Here is a 20,180-nt window from a genome sequence, read left to right as displayed (position 1 = left end):
CTACAAATGATAAACTAAAATCATGGCAATCTTAACGAAAGAAGAAGCAAAGAAAATAGTCGATAAAGTACTGGCTTACTCCAAAGCCGACGAAATGAGTGTAAGCCTGTCGGGCAACCGGACGGGAAATATTCGGTACGCCCGCAACTCGGTGTCGACCAGTGGTGAGTCCGATAATTTGTCCCTGTCGGTAACGGCCGTATATGGCAAACGTTCCGGTACGGCTACCATCAACGAGTTTGACGATGCGTCGCTGGAAAAAACCGTTCGGCGGGCTGAGGAAATTGCCAGACTGGCCCCCGAAAATCCGGAATATATGCCGATGCTGGGTCAGCAGAACTATCCGGATAGCAAAACGTACGCCGAAAGTACCGCCAAAATCGATCCCGAATTCAGGGCCAGTGCGGCCTTCGACAGCATTGACCCCTGCCGGAAGAAGAACCTGACCGCAGCCGGGTACATGGAAGATACTACGGGTTTCACATCCATCGGCAACAGTAAAGGAAATTTCGGGTACAACCGGGCCACAGGCGTCGATTTCTCCATTACGGTTCGCACCGACGACGGCCTGGGTTCGGGCTACGCCAACCCCGACGCCAACGACGTCAGCAAGATTAACTTCAAAGCCACCACGGAGGTCGCCATGGGGAAAGCCCTGGCATCGGCCAAAGCGCGGGCACTGGAGCCAGGCAAGTACACGGTTATTCTGGAACCCACGGCATCGGTTGAATTGCTGCAAAACATGATGCGCAGCATGGACGCCCGGAATGCCGACGAAGGACGCTCATTCCTGAGCAAGAAAGGAGGAGGCACCCGGCTGGGCGAAAAACTCTTCGACGAGCGTGTGACCATCATCAGCGACCCCATGAATGAGGAGTTGCCGCTATCGCCTTTCGGCGGGGGTGGCGGAGGTGGCCGCTTCGGTGGCGGGGGTGGCGATGGCCTACCCCAGGAAAAACGCACCTGGATTGAGAACGGCGTGGTGAAAAATATGTACTATTCGCGTTACTGGGCGGATAAAAAAGGCGTTCAGCCCATCCCGGCACCTGGTGGTTTCATCCTGCAGGGAGGTACCCAATCACTGGCCGATTTGATCAAGAGCACCGAAAAAGGGATCCTGGTCACGCGTTTCTGGTATATTCGGGCCGTTGACCCCCAAACGCAGTTGTACACCGGCCTGACCCGCGACGGGACGTTCTACATTGAAAACGGGCAGATTAAATTCCCGGTCAAAAACTTCCGCTTCAACGAAAGCCCGGTCATTATGCTCAACAACCTCGAAGCCATGGGCAAACCCGTCCGGGCGGGTGGCAATTTGATTCCCCCCATGAAAATTCGTGACTTTACTTTCACCAGTCTGTCAGACGCGGTGTAATTTTTGTCATTGATCGTCATTTTTGGTCATTGACTGTCATTTGGCGTATACCGATGAATGACAGTCAATGACCAAAAATGACGATGAAATGAATGATTAGCAACTGACCATCCACTAAACGGACATTTCCTTGAATCGTCGCGATTTTAACAAATACATGGGCCTCGGAACGGCGGGAATTATCCTGCCCAATCTCCCCGCCTTTTCCCGGACCGTGAGCCCGGAGCAACTGCTCGAACCCGGCCTGGATGTGGCCGTGAAGAAACGGCTGGCCGATGCGGCCCTGAACGCGGCAAAAAGTAAAGGGGCCACCTACACCGACGTTCGCATTGGCCGTTATCTCAACCAGTTCGTGATAACCAGGGAAGACAAAGTGCAGAACATAGTCAATACCGAATCCTACGGCGTAGGCGTTCGGGTGATTGCCGATGGCTGCTGGGGGTTTGCGGCTGTGGTGGATGCGAAAAATGAAGCCGACACCGCCAAAGCTGCCGAAACGGCCGTAGCCATTGCCAAAGCGAATGCCAAACTAATGAAGGAGCCGGTACAACTGGCTTCCCAAAAAGGCTATGGGGAAGTAAGCTGGAAAGCTCCCATTCAGCGTAATGCGTTTGAGGTGCCCATCAAAGAGAAGGTTGACTTGCTACTGGGCGTGAATGATGCGGCCCTGAAAAATGGGGCTAACTACGTGAACTCGGTGCTGTTCATGGTGAATGAGCAAAAGTACTTTGCCTCCACCGATGGGACCTATGCCGACCAGGATATTCACCGAATCTGGCCTATTTTCACTGTCACCGCCATCGACCCCAAAACCGGTAAGTTTGAAACCCGCAACGCCCTCAGCGCACCGATGGGTATGGGGTACGAGTACCTGCAACGCAATCCCGTCGATAAGGTAACGGGTATTACAACCCGCTACAACAAAGGGTACGACATGCTGGAAGATGTTACGGCGGCCGCTAAACAGGCACGCGCCAAACACGCGGCCAAGTCGGTGGAAGCGGGTAAGTATGACCTTGTTCTGGACCCCTCTCACCTGTGGCTTACCATCCACGAGTCGGTTGGTCACCCCCTCGAACTGGACCGGGTGCTGGGCTACGAAGCCAACTTCGCCGGTACCAGTTTTGCCACGCTGGATAAGTGGAAATCGAAGGATTTTAACTACGGCAGCAAGCAGGTAAACCTCATTGCCGACAAAACGCAGGTGGGGTCACTGGGGGCCGTTGGGTATGATGATGAGGGCGTACAAACCCAGAAATGGGATTTGGTGCGGGATGGCACACTGGTGAACTATCAGGCCATCCGTGACCAGGCGCATATCATTGACGAAGACCATTCGCAGGGTTGCTGCTACGCCGATAGCTGGAGCTCGGTGCAGTTTCAGCGCATGGCCAACGTATCGCTGGAAGCGGGTAAAACCCCGTTGTCGGTGGCTAACATGATTAAAGATGTCAAAAAAGGTATTTACATCATTGGGGATGGCTCGTTCTCTATTGACCAGCAGCGGTATAATTTCCAGTTTGGTGGTCAGTTGTTTTACGAAATCAAAGACGGTCAGATTGCCGGGATGCTCAAAGACGTAGCCTACCAATCGAACACGCAGGAGTTCTGGAATTCGTGCGTACAGGTGTGCGATGCGTCAGACTATCGCCTGGGCGGCTCATTCTTCGATGGCAAAGGACAACCCCCGCAATCGAGTGCCGTATCGCATGGTAGTTCAACCACCCGGTTCAATGGGGTCAACGTTATCAATACCGCAAGGAAAATTTAATCGTCATTACATTGTCATTGGTAGTCATTAGCCTGTCATTTATTGTTCTTCAGAATCGCACCAATGACTATTAATGACCATAAATGACTAAAAAAGACATGGCCATCTTACTCACCGAAGCAGAAGCCAAGGCGCTGCTCACCAAAGTCCTCAGCTACTCGAAAGCCGATTCGTGCGAGGTTAACCTGTCGGGGGCCCGGCGTGGTAACATCCGCTATGCCCGCAATGAGGTCAGTACCAGCGGTGCACTGGACAATCAGCTCCTCGGCGTACAGTCGGCCTACGGCAAGAAAGTGGGCACGGCTACCATTACTGAGTTTGACGACGCATCGCTCGAAAAGGTAGTGCGCCGTTCGGAAGAATTAGCCCGGCTGGCCCCCGAAAATTCGGAATACATGGGGATTCTGGGACCACAGCAGTACCTGAAAGTCAACGGTTTCTTCGATAGTATCGCCAATCTTACCCCCGATGCCCGCGCCGATGCGGTGGCAAAAAGCCTGAAACTAACCCGTGAGGCCAAACTCATTGGCGCCGGGTTTATGGACGACCGAAACGGGTACGAGGCCATGATGAACTCGAAAGGGCTGTTTGCCTACTACCCCAGCACCAATGTCAACTTCTCCCTCACGGTGCGTACGGAAGATGGTAAAGGTTCCGGCTACGTGGCCCGGGGGTACAATGATTTTACGAAACTGGACCCGGCAGTTGCTACCCGAATTGCTTTGCTGAAAGCCCAGGGGTCGGCCGAAGCGCGCGCCATCGAGCCGGGTAAGTACACGGTCATTCTGGAACCGACAGCGGCCGCCGTCCTGCTCGAAAACATCTTCTTCAACATGGATGCCCGCTCCGCCGACGAAGGGCGGTCGTATTTTAGCAAGACAGGTGGTAAATCCCGGCTGGGCGACAAGATTGTGGATGAGCGCGTAACCATCTACTCCGATCCGACCAACGCTGAGCTACCCGCATCGCCCTGGTCGGGGGATGGACGAGCGCAGGAAAAAACAATGTGGATTGAGAAAGGGGTCGTTAAAAATCTGGCCTATTCGCGCTTCTGGGCGCAGAAACAGGGTAAAAAAGCCGTCCCCAATCCCAATAATGTCATTATGGCCGGTGGCACGCAGTCGCTGGAAGACATGATCAAAAGCACGCAGCGCGGTATTCTGGTCACTAAACTCTGGTACATCCGGGAAGTGGACCCGCAAACGATTCTGCTCACCGGTCTCACCCGTGATGGGACGTTCTTTATCGAAAACGGCAAGATAAAGTATCCGGTCAAGAATTTTCGCTTCAACGAAAGCCCGGTCATCATGCTCAATAACCTCGAATCACTGGGCAAACCGGAGCGTGTGGTCAGCACCGAATCGGACCAGAATTACCTGATACCACCCATGAAAATCCGGGAGTTTACCTTTACCAGTTTATCCGATGCGGTATAACTTGATTCACACAAAAAAAGGCCATCAATGTTCGGATTGATGGCCTTTTTTGTACTAGCTAAACTCCAGCCGGAACAGGCATTGACGATTTCGAAAGAGCATCAAAAGGGACCAGTGATAAGATATTGCTTAGTGGCTGAAACGTTACCTGTTGGCGCTTATCCGCTATTTTGAGATTGTCCAGCATCTCCTTGAAAAGCTGTTTTATGACCACTAGTCAGTATGAATTGTTGATTTATAAAAAAACGAATAATAATTTGTTTTATACAACAAAATCAAAACAAATAATTGAATTTATGTTTATTGTTAAAATTAAATTCTATAAATTAACCTTAAAATCAATACATGCCAGCGGTCTTCCCATATCCTGAAACTGATTAATCAATTCCACTTCATTTAACCCAATAGGAGGAAAACGCGTTGGATCGTCGAAATTTTATTCAATTGACAGGTGCTGGGGCTGGTGCCATGTTGCTCCCCTCCATCCCGATTATCGGTCGTTCTATTATGGCTGAAGAACTATTGGAGCCGGGTCTGGACGTGGTCGTCAAGAAACGACTGGCCGATGCCGGTCTGCAGGCGGCCACGGCTAAAGGGGCCACGTACGCGGATATCAGGATTGGCCGCTATCTGAACCAGTACGTCATGACTAGGGAGAATAAGGTCCAGAACATCATCATTACCGAGTCGTTCGGGATAGGGGTGCGGGTCATTGCCAACGGCTGCTGGGGTTTTGCCGCCATCGGCGATACCAGTAGCGAGGATGATGTGGCCAGAACCGCCGAAAAAGCAGTCGCTTTTGCCAAAGCCCATTCCAGATTGATGAAAAAACCTGTTCAGCTTGCCCCCCAGAAAGGTTTTGGCGAGGTATCCTGGAAAACGTCGGTGCAGAAAAATTCATTTGAGATACCCGTCAAGGAGAAAACCGATCTGTTATTGGCCGTTAACGGGGCGGCCATGAGCAACGGGGCCGATTTCATCAATTCGGTGCTGTTCATGATCAACGAACAGAAGTATTTCGCATCGACCGATGGCTCCTACATCGATCAGGATGTTCACCGTATCTGGCCCAACTTCACCGCTACAGCGGTCGATAAGTCGAGTGGCCTGATCGCCACCCGCGATTCGCTGAGTGCCCCCATGGGTCGAAGTTACGATTACCTGCAAACGGCCCCGCCCGACCGCGTAACCGGCGTTACCACCCGCTACAATCAGGGGTACGACATGCTGGAAGATGCCACCGCAGCCGCCAGACAGGCTCGTCTGAAGCTAAAGGCGAAGTCGGTAGAAGCCGGCAAATGGGACCTGGTGCTGGACCCGTCGCACATTTATCTGACCATTCACGAATCGGTCGGGCACGCCACCGAACTGGACCGGGTGCTGGGTTACGAAGCCAACCTGGCCGGTACCTCCTTTGCGACTATCGATAAGTGGAAGTCGAAAAACTTCAATTATGGTAGTAAGGAGGTTAATTTCTTTGCCGACAAAACGCAGCCCGGTTCGCTGGGCGATGTCGGCTGGGACGACGAGGGGGTGAAAACCAAAAAGTGGGATATTATTAAAGATGGTATCCTGGTCAATTACCAGGCCATCCGCGATCAGGTCCATATGCTGGGCGAAACAGAGTCGCAGGGGTGTTGCTATGCCGATAGCTGGAGTACGGTTCAGTTTCAGCGGATGGCGAATATCTCGCTGGCACCGGGCAAAGAACCGCTTACTGTCGATGAGATGATCAAGGACGTCAAAAAGGGTATTTACATCATTGGCGACGGCTCCTATTCTATTGATCAGCAGCGGTATAATTTCCAGTTTGGCGGCCAGTTATTCTACGAAATCAAAGACGGAGAAATTGTGGGTATGCTTCGGGATGTGGCTTATCAATCCAATACGCAGGAATTCTGGAATTCGTGCGTGAAAGTGTGTGATGAACGGGATTATCGCCTGGGGGGCACTTTCTTTGACGGCAAAGGACAACCCGCCCAAATCAATTCGGTGTCGCACGGCAGTTCAACAGCCCGGTTCAATGGCGTAAACGTACTCAACACCGGACGGAAAATTTAACCCTCATCAACATGGCTATTATATCCAAAGAAGAAGCGAAGAAGATTCTGGATAAAACACTGTCTTTCTCCAAAGCCGATGAAATGAGTGTTAGTCTGAGCGGAGGCCGAACCAGCAATATCCGGTACGCGCTCAACAGCGTTTCCTCCGGTGGCGAAGCCGACAATATGTCGCTGCTGATTACCGCCGGTATCGGTAAGCGGGCCGGTTCGGCAACGATCAATGAGTTCGATGACCGCTCCATTGAACGAACCGTACGGCGAGCCGAAGAAATTGCCCGACTAGCCCCGGAGAATTCCGAGTACATGCCCATGCTGGGGCCGCAACAGTACCTCGAAACGCCGATGTACTCCGAAAATACGGCGAAGATGGACGCTGAATACCGGGCTCAGGTTGCTTTCGATAGTGTAGATGCCTGCGAGCAAAAGAACCTGAGCGCAGCCGGTTTTTTGCAGGATTCAACCGGTTTTTCGGCCATCGCCAACAGCAAAGGTCTGTTCGGCTACAATAAATCCACTTCGGTCGATTTCTCCGTTACGGTTAGAACGGCAGATGGAACTGGCTCGGGCTACATCAACCGGGATTTCAATGATATAGCAAAACTAAAAGCCCGGACTGTAACGGGGGTAGCCATGCAAAAAGCCATGGCTTCGGTCAACGCCCGCGCCCTGGAGCCCGGCAAGTACACGGTCATTCTGGAGCCTACCGCCATGGGGACATTATTGCAGAGCATGATGTCGGGCATGGACACTCGGCTGGCCGACGAAGGGCGGAGCTTTCTGAGCAGAAAGGGGGGGGGCACCCGATTAGGCGAAAAACTCATTGATGAGCGGGTAACTATCTACTCTGACCCCATGAATCTGGAAGCCCCCAGCGAACCCTTCGCTGGCGAAGGCCGCAATCGTACTGGCTCATTTCTGGGTGGGAATGGTGTTGGCGACGGTCGTCCACAGGAGAAAGTAACCTGGTTCGAGAATGGTGTGGTGAAAAACATGATCTATACCCGCTTTTGGGCCGATAAAAAAGGGGTAAAGGCAACACCCCCACCCACTGGGTTTATTATGGCGGGGGGAGACCAATCGCTGGCTGATCTGATTAGAAGCACGGATAAAGGCATTTTGGTTACCCGGCTCTGGTACGTTCGAATGGTCGATCCGAAAACGCTGCTGCAAACGGGCTTAACCCGCGATGGCACGTTCTACATTGAAAACGGCCAGATTAAGTTTCCGATCAAGAACTTCCGCTTCAATGAAAGTGCGGTTATCGTGTTGAATAACGTGGAAGCCCTGGGGGCATCAGTACGGGTCAATGGGAATCTGATTCCACCGGTAAAAGCCCGGGATTTCACGTTCACCAGTTTATCCGATGCGGTGTAGCGGATAGGCTGGTAAACGAAGGGGAATGTTGATATGAAACAACTGTTGTTTATTATGCTCCTGCTGCCCCTCGTCGCTGTCAGTCAGGTTGACTGGCAGACGCCATTTCGGGAATGTAAGATTGGGGGCAGCGTAACCGTTTACGATTACGGACAGAAGAAATGGTTGTACAGCGACTCGCTCGATAGTCAGAAGGCAACGCTTCCGGCATCTACGTTCAAGATTATAAACTCATTGATTGCGCTGGAAACCGGAGTTATCCGGGATGAAAACGACGTGGTGAAGTGGGTAGGGGAGGTCGATACTGTCTTGTACGGGTACCGCCCGGAGATTTACCACGACATGACGGTTAAAGAAGCATTCGAGCAGTCGGCAGGGTGGGTGTACATCGAGTTGGCGAAGAAAATCGGGCGTGACCGCTACCGGTACTACTTAACGCAGTGCCGGTACGGGAACGTGAATCTTTCCGAAAAAGGGGTTGATTTCTGGAACTTTGGCCCGTTTGCTATTTCTCCCCAAAATCAGGTTGCCTTTTTGAAAGCCCTGTACGACGGGAAACTGCCTTTTTCTGATCGAAACAGGACCATCGTCAAACGATTGATGATTACTGAAACCACTGAGAACTATGTCATTCGCGCTAAAACGGGCTGGACACGGGATGGTGGCGTTGATATTGGCTGGTGGGTTGGTTACGTCGAGAAACAGGGAGTCCCCTGCTTTTTTGCCACCCGACTCAGCAAAAATCGAAAGACAATCAATCCAGCCTTTGCCGCCTGCCGCAAATCCATTACGAAGGATATTCTGCGGCAACTAAACAGTATGTAATCAGTCAGGAAATAGTACCTTCGGCCAGCCTCTCAATCAACCCAAACCACCATCATGGACTTTTCTACAGTAAGGCGACTGTTTGCCACGCTCGTCTTTTTCCTATCGCTGGCCAGCGTTCAGGCACAATCGGTAGCTCCTGAGCTATTCAATGCCATGAAATGGCGAATGATCGGGCCGCACCGGGGTGGGCGAACCGTAGGCGCGGTGGGTGTACCGCAGCAGCCCAATGTGTTTTACATCGGTGTCAATAACGGGGGTGTCTGGAAAACGACGGACTATGGCCGCACCTGGTCTCCGATATTCGACGACCAGCCCACCGGCTCCATTGGTGATGTCGCCGTGGCCCCGTCGAATCCCAGCGTTATTTACGTGGCCAGTGGCGAAGGGCTGCAACGCCCGGATTTATCGGTTGGGACGGGGATGTACAAATCCACCGACGCCGGTACAACCTGGACGTTTCTGGGACTGAAAGATGGCCAGCAGATTGGGAATATCAGCGTGGATCCCAGCAATGAAAACCGCGTTTTTGCCGCCGTACTGGGTCATCCCTACGGCCCTAATACCGAGCGGGGCGTTTACCGTACCACCGACGGAGGTAAAACCTGGGACCGGGTTCTGTATAAAGATGAGAATACGGGAGCTGTGCAGGTAACCATCGACCCAAAGAATCCGAACGTCGTGTACGCTGACCTGTGGGCTGCCCGGCAGGGACCGTGGGAAAACGGCGAGTGGCAGGGGCCCGAAAGTGGCCTGTACAAATCGACTGATGGCGGTACCTCCTGGCAAAAACTCACCAACGGACTGCCCACCGTAGCGCAGGGGCTGGGCCGCATCGGTTTCTGCATCGCCCCCAGCGACCCGAATCGGCTCTATGCAACGGTCGATGCGCCGGAGCTGGGCGGGGTATACCGCTCCAATGATGCCGGTGTTACCTGGACGCGCTTCAGCGACGATCATCGGCTGTGGGGTAGGGGCAGCGACTTTGCCGAGGTGAAAGTGCATCCGACCAATCCCGACGTTGTATTTATTGCCGACGTAGCCGCCTGGAAATCGACGGACGGGGGGAAGACTTGGAATGACTTCCGGGGCGCACCCGGTGGCGACGATTACCACCGGCTCTGGATTAATCCCAACGAGCCGAATACCATATTGCTGGCGGGCGATCAGGGCGCTATCATCACCGTCAACGGCGGGCAAACGTTCAGTTCGTGGTACAATCAGCCCACAGCCCAGTTTTATCATGTCAGCACCGACAACAGTTTTCCCTATAATGTACTGGGCGGACAGCAGGAAAGTGGCTCGGTGGGGATTGCCAGTCGGGGAAACGATGGGCAGGTCACGTTCCGCGAGTGGCATCCGGTGGGCGTGGAAGAATACGGCTACGTAGCCGCCGACCCGCTGGACCCGAACATCATTTACGGCGGCAAGGTCTCGAAGTTTGACAAGCGGACCGGGCAGATTCAGAACATCGCGCCCGAAGCCGTACGAAGTGGCAAGTACCGCTTTGTGCGAACGGCCCCGGTGCTGTTTTCGCCCATCGACCCCAAAACGCTCTATTTTGCGGGTAATGTGCTGTTTAAAACCCAGAACGGCGGTAACTCCTGGCAGGTCATCAGCCCCGACCTCACCCGCGAAACCTATCCCGACATTCCCGAAAGCGTGGGCGTGTACCGCACCGAGGCCATGAAAACGATGCCCCGCCGTGGCGTCATTTACACCATTGCCCCGTCGCCCAAAGACATCAACACCCTCTGGGCGGGTACGGATGATGGCTATATTCAGGTAACGCGCGATGGGGGTAAAGCCTGGAAAAACGTCACCCCGGCGGGCGTAGGTTCGTGGAGTAAAGTTTCTCAACTGGACGCCAGCCACTTTGACGTCAATACCGTGTATGCCGCTGTGAACCGCATCCGTTGCGACGACCTGAAACCCCACATCTACCGCACCCACGACGGTGGCAAAACCTGGCAGGAAATCGTAACCGGCCTGCCCGACAATGACCCAATCAACACCGTGCGCGAAGACCCAATTCGGAAGGGACTGCTGTTTGCCGGTTCCGAAACCGCCGTGTACGTTTCATTCGATGAGGGTGACCACTGGCAGTCGATCCGGTTGAATATGCCCGCTACCTCCATCCGGGATTTGGTCATCAAAGACGATGATGTTGTGGTGGGTACCCACGGCCGGTCGTTCTGGATTCTGGACGATATCACGCCCCTGCGTCAGGCTACGCCCGACATGGCAAACGCTGGAACGGTGCTCTTTAAACCACAACGCGCTTACCGAGTTCGCTGGAATATGAACCCCGACACGCCACTTCCCCCGGAAGAACCCGCCGGACAAAACCCACCCGATGGGGCCGTCATCAACTACTACCTATCCGATAAAGCCGACAAACCCGTTACGCTGGAAATTACGGATGCCGCCGGTAAACTGGTGCGCCGGTACAGCAGCGATGAGAAACCCTACGATATCCCGGATGTGAACCTGCCCGCTTACTGGATTCGTCCGCAGCAGATTCTGTCGGGCGATACCGGAGCGCACCGATTTATGTGGGATATGCACTACCCGCCACTGGACCTGCCCCCGGCGTATCCTATTGCCGCCACCTACCACCAAACCGCCCCCGACCCAACGTCGCCCTGGGTGATGCCGGGAACCTACACGGCAAAACTGAGTGTGAACGGGAAAACCTACACCCAGCCGCTGGTAATTACGATGGACCCACGGGTAAAAACCAGTACAGCCGCCCTGAAGCAGCAGCACGACCTGTCGCTGGCGGTGTACGAAGGCCGGAAACAGGTGTTGCTCATGCAACAGGAAGCACAGAAGATGGCAGAACAGGCCAAAACCGACCAGCAGAAAAAAGCCCTGGCCGCTGCGCAGACGAATCTGGCCGGCCAGAATCGGACGTTCAATAGCTTGTTTGGCGTGTTGCAGGATACTGATATGCCCGCTACTACCCAGGCTGTAACCGCCGTAAGTCAGGCGCAAATTACCCTCAAAAAAACCGTACAGGATTGGGCAAACCTGAAGAGCAAAATGAAGTAGTGCCAACCAAAACGCGCGGAGTCCCGCTATGAAAAAAGGCAGTTTTGCCTGTTGCTCTCCACTTTAGGCAACGCAGGGCAACGTGTTTGACAAGCCATTATAATTTTTGACACAGGCTGCGGGAGTCAGGCTGCTGGCAGAACAGGCGGGGCCTGTCAACGAATTACAGGATCGCGTTTCTGAGTAGGGAATAATGGTCGTTCTTTCCTGGTTCAGTCTATACCGAAAAGCCGTGTTCCACCAGGGAACACGGCTTTTCTATTGCTACGCTGGCGTATCGGGTCTATTCGGATGGATTCATACCCAGTCCGGTAACTTCCCGATTGATTTCTGCCGGCGACCTCCTTACCCCTTTATCGGTCAGCATCTGCCCGATCCCATTCGCTATATAAATAGATGCTTCGATCTCGGCTTTACGAATAGCTACGCTTTCAATGTTAAAGCCAAAGGGAATTGAATGCTCCAGGCAGTAGGTGGTCAGCTCGGAGGCAATGTCGAGGCATATCTGGACCGATTTTTCAAGAATGTCTTCTGACTTTTTCAGGTCTTCTTTCAATTCATCCGGGACGTGAATACCCAGCCATTCCATGAACTGGAGCGTTTTGGCTGATCCGCAGGCGGTAATTGTGAAAATGATGGTTGGTGGCTTTACCTGCTGTCTGGTACAACGGATGGCCAGGTCTTCGATGACCTGCTTCGCGTAGTCCAGATTGAAAACGCACTGGGAAATAAAGTACGACACCCCACTGTTCATCTTATCCAGTATCCGGACATCCTCATCCTTCAGCACGTTATGCCGTTCCGGGATGGTTACCGCACCCACAACGGAGGTGTCCTGGTGTCGGCTCCAGAGCTGGTAGGCTTCCGGGAGGCTGGTTTTTACCGGGTAATCGGGGGCCGGTACGCCCACAAAAACGGGGTGAAACTGGTGTTCGTGCAGTTCATCCAGCCAGTCGGTCAGCTCGGCGGCCGAAAATTTACCGGCCGGCCGATAGATGATTTTCGGAACGCGCAACGTGTCCAGGTAGCCAGCCGCAAACGCAAGGGGATCCAGCGCATTGATAAAGGGGAAGGGCCTCTCTTCGGATGTCCGGGCCGACTCGTCCTGCACATCATACACAACGAGGGCATCGATATCCAGGGTTGCCAGCCGCTCTATTGTTTTTTGGGCAATTTCGGCAACACGTTCGGGGGTGGTACCGGCTTTAGGTGGGGTGATGCCGTAAAGCAATACGCCGGATTCTCCGGATTTGATCTTTTCTAAAAACATGACGGGATTTGTACCGGTGCTTACTACCGCTTCATTTGGGTTTCAAAGATAGGGCCTATAGCACAAATTTTCTCCCTTCAGGGCGCGCCGTTCTGTTTTTCGTTGTCTCAATCCTGTTTTCTCTTCCAGCGGGGGCTACAAGAAGGGGTCAACATAAAGCGGTTATGACCGCAAGAGAATACCATGGTGAGCCTGTTGGTTCAGGCCCTTTGTTCCCTGACTCTCGCTTAGGAGGCAATACGTCCTGCTACGCCCTTGCCTGAACAAGAAACTTCTTACGCGTAGCTGCCCCGTTGGGCAGGCACCGGTTTCGCTAAAAAAGGGCGTTCGGGCGTGGTCTGCGCTGAAGAACGGGCTACAGTAGGAATCTTTTCAGCGATTGGCGATTTAACACCCTTTTAACCACGTATTAAGCCAGATTTAAGCCGGTACACAGACTTTTGTCTACCTTAAATCGCTGTACGGCCGAATGAATAAGTTCATTAAAAGTATTCTGTCTTTTTCGCTTAAAAATAAGTTCTTCATCTTTTTCCTTACCGGGCTTTCCGTTGTCGCGGGTGTTGTCAGTTACCAGAATACACCCATCGAAGCCTTTCCCGACGTTACCAATACCCAGATCACGCTGATTACGCAATGGCCGGGCCGGTCGGCGGAGGAAGTAGAGAAGTTCGTGACCATTCCCATCGAAATCGGGTTGAACTCCGTTCAGAAACGCACCGATATTCGCTCTACCTCCCTGTTTGGTTTGTCGGTTGTTAAAGTCCTGTTCGATGACGGAGTCGACGATACCTTTGCCCGGCAGCAGGTCAATAACTTATTGGGTGGGGTAGAACTACCCGAAGGTATCCGGCCTGATGTACAACCTCCTTACGGCCCCACCGGCGAAATTTTCCGGTACACCCTTCAGTCGCCGACCCGCACCGCGCGGGAACTCAAAACCATGCAGGACTGGGTCATTGAACGGCAACTGAAAAGCGTGGCCGGGGTTGCCGATGTGGTTAGTTTTGGCGGTGAAGTCAAGACCTACGAGATTTCGGTCGATCCCCGCCGACTCATGGATTACAATATCACCCCGCTGCAACTGTATCAGGCAGTAGCCAATGCTAACGTGAACGTAGGAGGGGACGTAATAGAGAAGAACTCCGAAGCCTATGTGGTGCGCGGCATCGGCCTGCTGAATAACCAGCAGGATATAAAAAATATCATCGTCAAGAATATCAAGGGAACACCCATTACGGTGCAAAACGTAGCCCAGGTGTCGGAGTCGGCCCTGCCCCGGCTGGGTCAGGCTGGTCGTGATAAAGAGGACGATGTGGTGGAATGTATTGTGGTGATGCGGAAAGCCGAAAATCCCAGTGAGGTAATTGAGCGGGTAAAAGAGAAAATCAATGAGTTGAATACCACCATTCTGCCCGGCGACGTAAAGATTAACACCTTCTATAACCGGGAAACCCTCATCAATTTCGCAACCCATACCGTTACGCACAACCTGATTGAGGGGATTCTTTTTGTTACGGTTATCGTCTTCATTTTCATGGCCGACTGGCGGACTACCGTCACCGTTTCCATTGTTATTCCCCTGGCCCTGTTATTTGCGTTTATCTGCCTGCGGCTCAAAGGCATGTCGGCAAACCTGCTTTCGATGGGTGCCATCGACTTCGGCATTATCGTGGATGGGGCTGTGGTAATGGTGGAAGGTATTTTCGTTACCCTCGATGAACTGGCGCACAGGGAGGGGATGGCGAAATTCAATCGCCTGGCCAAACTGGGGATTATCCGGAAAACGGGTACCGAAATGGGGAAGGCTATTTTCTTCTCGAAACTAATCATCATTACCTGCCTGGTTCCCATTTTCTCGTTTCAGAAGGTGGAGGGTAAGATGTTTTCACCCCTGGCCTGGACCCTGGGCTTTGCGCTGGTTGGGGCACTGATTTTTACGCTGACACTCGTACCCGTACTGGCCAGTATCCTTCTCAAAAAGAACGTTCGCGAAAAAAATAACCCGTTCGTCAATATCATCACCCGCTGGTCGACCCAGGCTTTCGGGTTCACCTTCGCCCACAAGAGGATAAGTCTACTGGCTACTGCCATCATTGTAGTGGTCGGTTTATCGGGCTTCAGCCTGCTTGGAACCGAGTTTTTGCCCGAACTGAACGAGGGATCGATCTACGTGCGGGCTACCATGCCAATGAGTATTTCGCTGCCGGAGTCGGTCCGGCAAACGGTACAGATGCGCCATATCTTCGAGCAGTTTCCCGAAGTAAAAGGCGTTATCTCGCAAACGGGCCGCCCGAATGATGGTACTGACCCAACGGGGTTCTACAACATCGAATTTCTGGTGGATATCTACCCGCAGGACGACTGGAAAAGTGAGTTGTCGAAAGAAGAACTGATTGATCAGATGCAGGAAAAGCTGGCGGTTTTCCCGGGTGTCAACTTCAACTTCTCCCAACCCATTATGGACAATGTGGAAGAAGCTGTCTCGGGGGTGAAAGGCTCCATAGCCGTTAAAATTTACGGACCTGACCAGGCTATTCTGGAAGGGAAAGCCGGGGAAATTCAAAAGCAACTCGCTACTGTGCGGGGTATTGAAGACCTGGGTGTTATCCGTACTACCGGCCAGCCCGAAATGCGTATTGAACTGGATGAGCGTAAACTCGCGGTGTATGGTGTCAGCAAATCCGATGCCGAAGCTGTAATCGAGATGGCTATCGGTGGTAAAGCCGCTACTCAAATCTATGAAGGCGAGCGTAAGTTCGACCTGCGAATTCGCTACGACCGACCTTTCCGCTCCAACGAGCAGCAGATAAGTCAGTTGATGGTGCCTACGGAGTCGGGCAGTATGATCCCCATCAAGGAAATTGCCAGCGTATATACCCAGACTGGTCCGGTGCTGATTTTCAGGGAGGGGAGTCAGCGGTACGGGGCTGTGAAGTTTTCGGTGCGGGAGCGGGACATGGGTAGTGCCGTGGCCGAAGCCCAGCAAAAAGTACAGGCGCACGTCAGGTTTCCTGCGGGTTACACGATTAAATGGGCGGGAGATTTTGAGAATCAGCAGCGGGCCACTGCCCGGTTGGCACAGGTAGTACCCATTAGTTTGCTGGGCATCTTCTTTATTCTGTTTGTGCTGTTTGGCAACGTCAAAGATGCGGGCCTGGTGCTTTTCAATGTGCCTTTTGCCATTATCGGTGGTATTGCGGCATTGCTCATTACCCACGTCAATTTCAGTATTTCGGCGGGTATCGGTTTCATCGCTTTGTTTGGCATCTGCATTCAGAACGGAGTCATTCTGATTTCGGTGTTTAAGAAGAACTTACGAAACAGCTTACCGCTTAATGATGCCATACGCGATGGGGTAATATCCCGCATTCGCCCTGTGGTTATGACGGCCATGATGGCGGGTATTGGCCTGATTCCGGCGGCTATTTCGCACGGCATCGGGTCCGAAACGGCTAAGCCACTGGCTATTGTGGTTATTGGAGGATTGATTACGGCAACCCTGTTAACGTTATTTGTCTTTCCTCTCATTTTCTATGCTTTCTACAGGCAACGGTTGAGTGAGGGGTAGGCAGAGGATTTTATAGGCGTTAAATAATTTTAGAGCATTATTTTGCGTTTTATTATAAATTACTTTAACATATTTATCTGCCTGTAGGTTAAAGAAATAACTAGAAAGACTTGGATAGTTAGAAATATCAAAAAATAGATAGCTTTTTTGTTTGATATAAAAGAAATTGCGTAGTTTCGCATAACAATCCTTTTACAAAGGGAAGGTTGAACATCAAGATTCGGCGGCCTCCCGGTCGTCAGTCTTGAAATGGTGTGGATAGAAGCGGAAAGCCGCCCCGATATTCGGGACGGCTTTTTTGTTTTTAAACTGGTTTCAACTTCCTTTTTCTCGCTGACTTTAACGGTCTTTTAATTCTGTTTTCAAGTTCTTTTAATGCCCTGAGCCGACCTTGAGGCCTCAAATAAGGCAACGCATCTTATTTCTACTGACCGAAATAGCTATGTAGTGGGTTGCTCTTTTCAACTACTATTTTAATCTACCGTTTTTAAATCAGAAAATAGCTATGTATGTTGCCGAAATGAAAATCCTGGTAGTGGAAGACGAGCCTAAATTAGCCTCGTTCGTGAAGAAAGGGCTGGAAGAGCAATCCTGTGAAGTAGATGTGGCTTTTGATGGTCAGATTGGCCGTACAATGGCCCTGAATAATAGCTACGACGTGATTGTGATGGATATCAACCTACCCAAGATGAATGGCTTTGATGTGGTTCAGTCAATCCGTCAGGAAAAAAACCGTACGCCCGTGCTGATGCTGACGGCTATGGGGTCGGTAGATAATAAACTCACTGGTTTTGAAGCGGGCGCGGATGATTACCTGGTGAAGCCTTTTGAGTTTAGAGAACTCATGGCGCGGCTACGGGCGCTTACTAAACGGAGTAGTGAGGCCGGTATGCAGGCAAATGTGCTGAAAGTAGCCGATCTGGAACTGGACCTGAATGAGAAAATAGCCCGTCGGAGTGATAAACGTATAGAGTTGACCGCTAAAGAATTTGGTCTGCTCGAATTTCTGATGCGTAACCGGGGCCGCGTAGTGTCGCGGGTAGATATTGCCGAGAAAGTATGGGACATTCATTTCGATACGGGCACGAACGTAATTGACGTTTATGTGAACTTTCTGCGCAAAAAAATTGATAAGGACTTTCCTAAAAAGCTCATCCATACCGTCATCGGTATGGGGTATATGCTGAAGGAAGACTAGTGGTGTTGACAGGCTGTATAAGCAAGCGTTAAAACAGTTAATGCCCAAAAGAAGAAGGGGGTTATTCTGCTTAAAGCGTTCGTGAAAGTCGGGGCCAACTCCCGTATCCGTTTCGGTGTGAAAGTGTTGAAACAGGTAATAACTGTCAACGGTAGCAGCGCAGGTATCCGGCCACCGGCTAAATCCTGCGCTGCTGCCGTTGACAGTTATTCAGACGCTACTTTCTGTTTCAACTGCGCATAAACGCCATCCCAAAGGGCAATCCGTTGCAGGAGTGACAGGCGGGTAGCCTCTTCGGCTTCCTGCCAGAACTGCTCGTTCGTTCCGCACAGGTTGGCGGTCATTTGCAGGGAAAGGTGGCTATGGTGATCGCCATCTACTTCGATGTGGCGTTCCAGGTAGTACTTGAAAATGGTAAGACTGTCGGGGAATTTCCGGTGCATATCGTCTACAATAGACAGGAACATACCCGGAATCAGGTCTTCCCGGCCGAAGGTGAAAATAGCTGCCTGCAAATACGCTTTGTCGCTGTTAATGATATCGAAGGTGAAATTGACGAAATCGCGGGCAGATTGGGGCGTTTCGGACTCGTTGAATGCACGCTCCAACTCACCCGTTTGCTGTAGCGTCGTGATAAACCGTTCCATCTGATTTGTATCGGCACCACATTGCTGCATGGCTTCCAGGTACAGCTCAAAATGGCTCTTGCGCTCTCCGTTACTATCAACATCTGATTCTTCACCCGCCACAATTTCGTTAATCAGGTAGCGCGTATCGGCATTGCCCGTCGGAAACCAGGGGGCGCTCGTGCAGGTGAGTTTATTCTGTAATGCTTTCAGCAGAGACATAAAATCCCACACGGCAAAAACGTGGTGCTGCATGAAAATTTTCAGGTCATCGACATCCTCGATTACTGAATACACGTTGTGATTGATGATTTGCTGCCGCAAAGGCTCAATGGCCTTTTGTATGCGTTCAATGTGTTGATTCATGAATTGTTTGTTGTAGTTCATTATACGGTCAGTCCCGCTATTGAATGAACAACGAATTGTTTGTCATTTGTTCTCCGCCTGACCGGGACTATTTCTTGTTTTCTGACTCACTCGGGTCGGGTAAGTAACGGGATGATACGGGTACCAATCAATTCGATGGACTGCAACAGTTTCTGGTGCGGCAGGGCGGCATTATCCATTTGAAACGTCAGCCGGTCGATGCCACCCAGTGCCTCGCTGTGGCGTTGAATCTTGCGGGCTACTTCCTCGGGATTACCTACCAGTAACGCTCCCCGGCTACCTACCTGCTCGTTGAAGTGGGACCGGGTAACGGGTGGCCAGCCCCGCTCTTTCCCGATTTGGGTAAAGGTTTCGGCATAGCCGGGAAAATAGTCATTCGTGGCTTCTTCCGTTGTGTTAGCCACGTAACCCAGCGAATGCAGGCCCACTTTCAACTGCTCCGGCGCATGCCCGGCGCGTCGGCCCGCTTCCCGGTACATATCGATTAGCGGCCTGAAGCGGTGCGTTTCGCCCCCAATGATGGCCACCATCAGCGGCAGACCCAGCGTACCGGCCCGAACAAATGACTGGGGTGTACCGCCCACCCCCAGCCAGATAGGTATGCGGGATTGCACCGGGCGCGGGTAAATACCCTGCCCCGTCAGAGCTGGCCGGTGTCGGCCAGACCAGTGAATGTGTTCGCTCTCCCGGATGGCGAGCAGCAGGTCAAGTTTTTCGGCGAACAGGCTGTCGTAATCGGCAAGTTTGAGACCAAAAAGCGGAAAGGCTTCGGTAAAGGAACCGCGCCCCACCACCATCTCGGCCCGCCCACCCGAAATAAGGTCGAGGGTGGCGAAATTCTGAAAGACGCGCACCGGGTCGGCGGCACTCAGCACGGTTACCGCACTGGTCAGTCGAATGCGCCGGGTGCGGGCAGCGGCAGCGGCCAGGATAAGGGCCGGTGCGGAGTCCAGAAATTCTTCGCGGTGGTGTTCGCCAATGCCAAATACGTCCAGGCCCACCTGGTCTGCCCGTTCGATTCGGTCGAGCAACTGACGCATGGCTTCCTGACCCTCCATGGTCGGGCTATCACCGCCATCCGGTGCTACGGACGCAAAGCTATCAATGCCAATTTCCATACCTGCCTTCGGTTAATAGTATTTTTACCTTAACCCCATACATACAGCCGGGAGTTCAGTGATTTACCGCCTGCGGGGTACGTACTGGTTTTTGATCTGTTTGCTGTAGGGATAA

Annotated in this window: 12 protein-coding genes; 9 read left to right on the top strand and 3 right to left on the bottom strand. The window is 52.3% G+C overall.

Annotated elements, in window-relative coordinates:
- Positions 1-22: 22 nt before the first annotated feature.
- The 7 genes from B157_RS0107995 (at position 23) to B157_RS0107955 (ending at position 11,898) form a co-directional block, all read left to right on the top strand.
- Entirely contained in the window at positions 23-1,375 is a 1,353-nt protein-coding gene (locus tag B157_RS0107995; protein WP_020602836.1) for a TldD/PmbA family protein, read from the top strand.
- Between the two features lie 130 nt (positions 1,376-1,505).
- A complete protein-coding gene (locus tag B157_RS0107990; protein ID WP_026308571.1) occupies positions 1,506-3,146 on the top strand; it encodes a TldD/PmbA family protein in 1,641 nt (546 codons plus the stop codon).
- A 98-nt stretch (positions 3,147-3,244) separates the two neighbouring features.
- Positions 3,245-4,582: a TldD/PmbA family protein gene (locus B157_RS0107985; RefSeq protein WP_026308570.1), complete on the top strand. Its 1,338-nt coding sequence runs from the start codon at positions 3,245-3,247 to the stop codon at positions 4,580-4,582.
- Positions 4,583-5,002: 420 nt separating this feature from the next.
- Positions 5,003-6,643, top strand: coding sequence for a TldD/PmbA family protein (locus tag B157_RS0107970; protein ID WP_041951962.1), 1,641 nt, complete (start codon positions 5,003-5,005; stop codon positions 6,641-6,643).
- An 11-nt stretch (positions 6,644-6,654) separates the two neighbouring features.
- Positions 6,655-8,019, top strand: coding sequence for a TldD/PmbA family protein (locus B157_RS0107965; RefSeq protein ID WP_020602830.1), 1,365 nt, complete (start codon positions 6,655-6,657; stop codon positions 8,017-8,019).
- Between the two features lie 33 nt (positions 8,020-8,052).
- The gene (locus B157_RS0107960) at positions 8,053-8,844 is read left to right on the top strand and encodes a penicillin-binding transpeptidase domain-containing protein (RefSeq protein ID WP_020602829.1); all 792 of its coding nucleotides are present in this window, start codon (positions 8,053-8,055) and stop codon (positions 8,842-8,844) included.
- 54 nt (positions 8,845-8,898) lie between these two features.
- Complete coding sequence (locus tag B157_RS0107955) at positions 8,899-11,898, top strand: VPS10 domain-containing protein (RefSeq protein WP_020602828.1); 3,000 nt, start codon at positions 8,899-8,901, stop codon at positions 11,896-11,898.
- Between the two features lie 283 nt (positions 11,899-12,181).
- Here B157_RS0107955 and B157_RS0107950 read toward each other — a convergent pair whose 3' ends face one another.
- On the bottom strand, positions 12,182-13,168 hold the full coding sequence (locus tag B157_RS0107950; protein WP_020602827.1) for a methylenetetrahydrofolate reductase: 987 nt from the start codon (positions 13,166-13,168) through the stop codon (positions 12,182-12,184).
- 469 nt (positions 13,169-13,637) lie between these two features.
- Here B157_RS0107950 and B157_RS0107945 point away from each other — a divergent pair, with 469 nt between their 5' ends.
- Positions 13,638-16,736, top strand: a complete 3,099-nt coding sequence (locus B157_RS0107945) for an efflux RND transporter permease subunit (protein WP_020602826.1) — start codon at positions 13,638-13,640, stop codon at positions 16,734-16,736.
- A gap of 520 nt (positions 16,737-17,256) precedes the next feature.
- Entirely contained in the window at positions 17,257-17,934 is a 678-nt protein-coding gene (locus B157_RS0107940) for a response regulator (protein ID WP_211224981.1), read from the top strand.
- A 206-nt stretch (positions 17,935-18,140) separates the two neighbouring features.
- Here B157_RS0107940 and B157_RS0107935 read toward each other — a convergent pair whose 3' ends face one another.
- Together B157_RS0107935 and B157_RS0107930 are read right to left on the bottom strand one after the other, a co-directional pair.
- On the bottom strand, positions 18,141-18,926 hold the full coding sequence (locus B157_RS0107935) for a DUF3050 domain-containing protein (RefSeq protein ID WP_026308567.1): 786 nt from the start codon (positions 18,924-18,926) through the stop codon (positions 18,141-18,143).
- Positions 18,927-19,033: 107 nt separating this feature from the next.
- Complete coding sequence (locus B157_RS0107930) at positions 19,034-20,065, bottom strand: LLM class flavin-dependent oxidoreductase (protein ID WP_020602823.1); 1,032 nt, start codon at positions 20,063-20,065, stop codon at positions 19,034-19,036.
- Between the last annotated feature and the right edge of the window lie 115 nt (positions 20,066-20,180).

Source organism: Spirosoma spitsbergense DSM 19989 (genome assembly GCF_000374085.1).
In the GTDB taxonomy this organism is placed as follows: Bacteria; Bacteroidota; Bacteroidia; order Cytophagales; family Spirosomataceae; genus Spirosoma; species Spirosoma spitsbergense.
This window is presented reverse-complemented; position numbering and strand designations above follow the sequence as displayed.

Coding starts and splice junctions, on each gene's coding strand:
- B157_RS0107985 (WP_026308570.1), top strand. CDS start 3,245: ATGGCCATCTTACTCACCGAAGCAGAAGCCAAGGCGCTGCTCACCAAA.
- B157_RS0107995 (WP_020602836.1), top strand. CDS start 23: ATGGCAATCTTAACGAAAGAAGAAGCAAAGAAAATAGTCGATAAAGTA.
- B157_RS0107955 (WP_020602828.1), top strand. CDS start 8,899: ATGGACTTTTCTACAGTAAGGCGACTGTTTGCCACGCTCGTCTTTTTC.
- B157_RS0107960 (WP_020602829.1), top strand. CDS start 8,053: ATGAAACAACTGTTGTTTATTATGCTCCTGCTGCCCCTCGTCGCTGTC.
- B157_RS0107935 (WP_026308567.1), bottom strand. CDS start 18,926: ATGAATCAACACATTGAACGCATACAAAAGGCCATTGAGCCTTTGCGG.
- B157_RS0107940 (WP_211224981.1), top strand. CDS start 17,257: ATGAAAATCCTGGTAGTGGAAGACGAGCCTAAATTAGCCTCGTTCGTG.
- B157_RS0107965 (WP_020602830.1), top strand. CDS start 6,655: ATGGCTATTATATCCAAAGAAGAAGCGAAGAAGATTCTGGATAAAACA.
- B157_RS0107950 (WP_020602827.1), bottom strand. CDS start 13,168: ATGTTTTTAGAAAAGATCAAATCCGGAGAATCCGGCGTATTGCTTTAC.
- B157_RS0107945 (WP_020602826.1), top strand. CDS start 13,638: ATGAATAAGTTCATTAAAAGTATTCTGTCTTTTTCGCTTAAAAATAAG.
- B157_RS0107930 (WP_020602823.1), bottom strand. CDS start 20,065: ATGGAAATTGGCATTGATAGCTTTGCGTCCGTAGCACCGGATGGCGGT.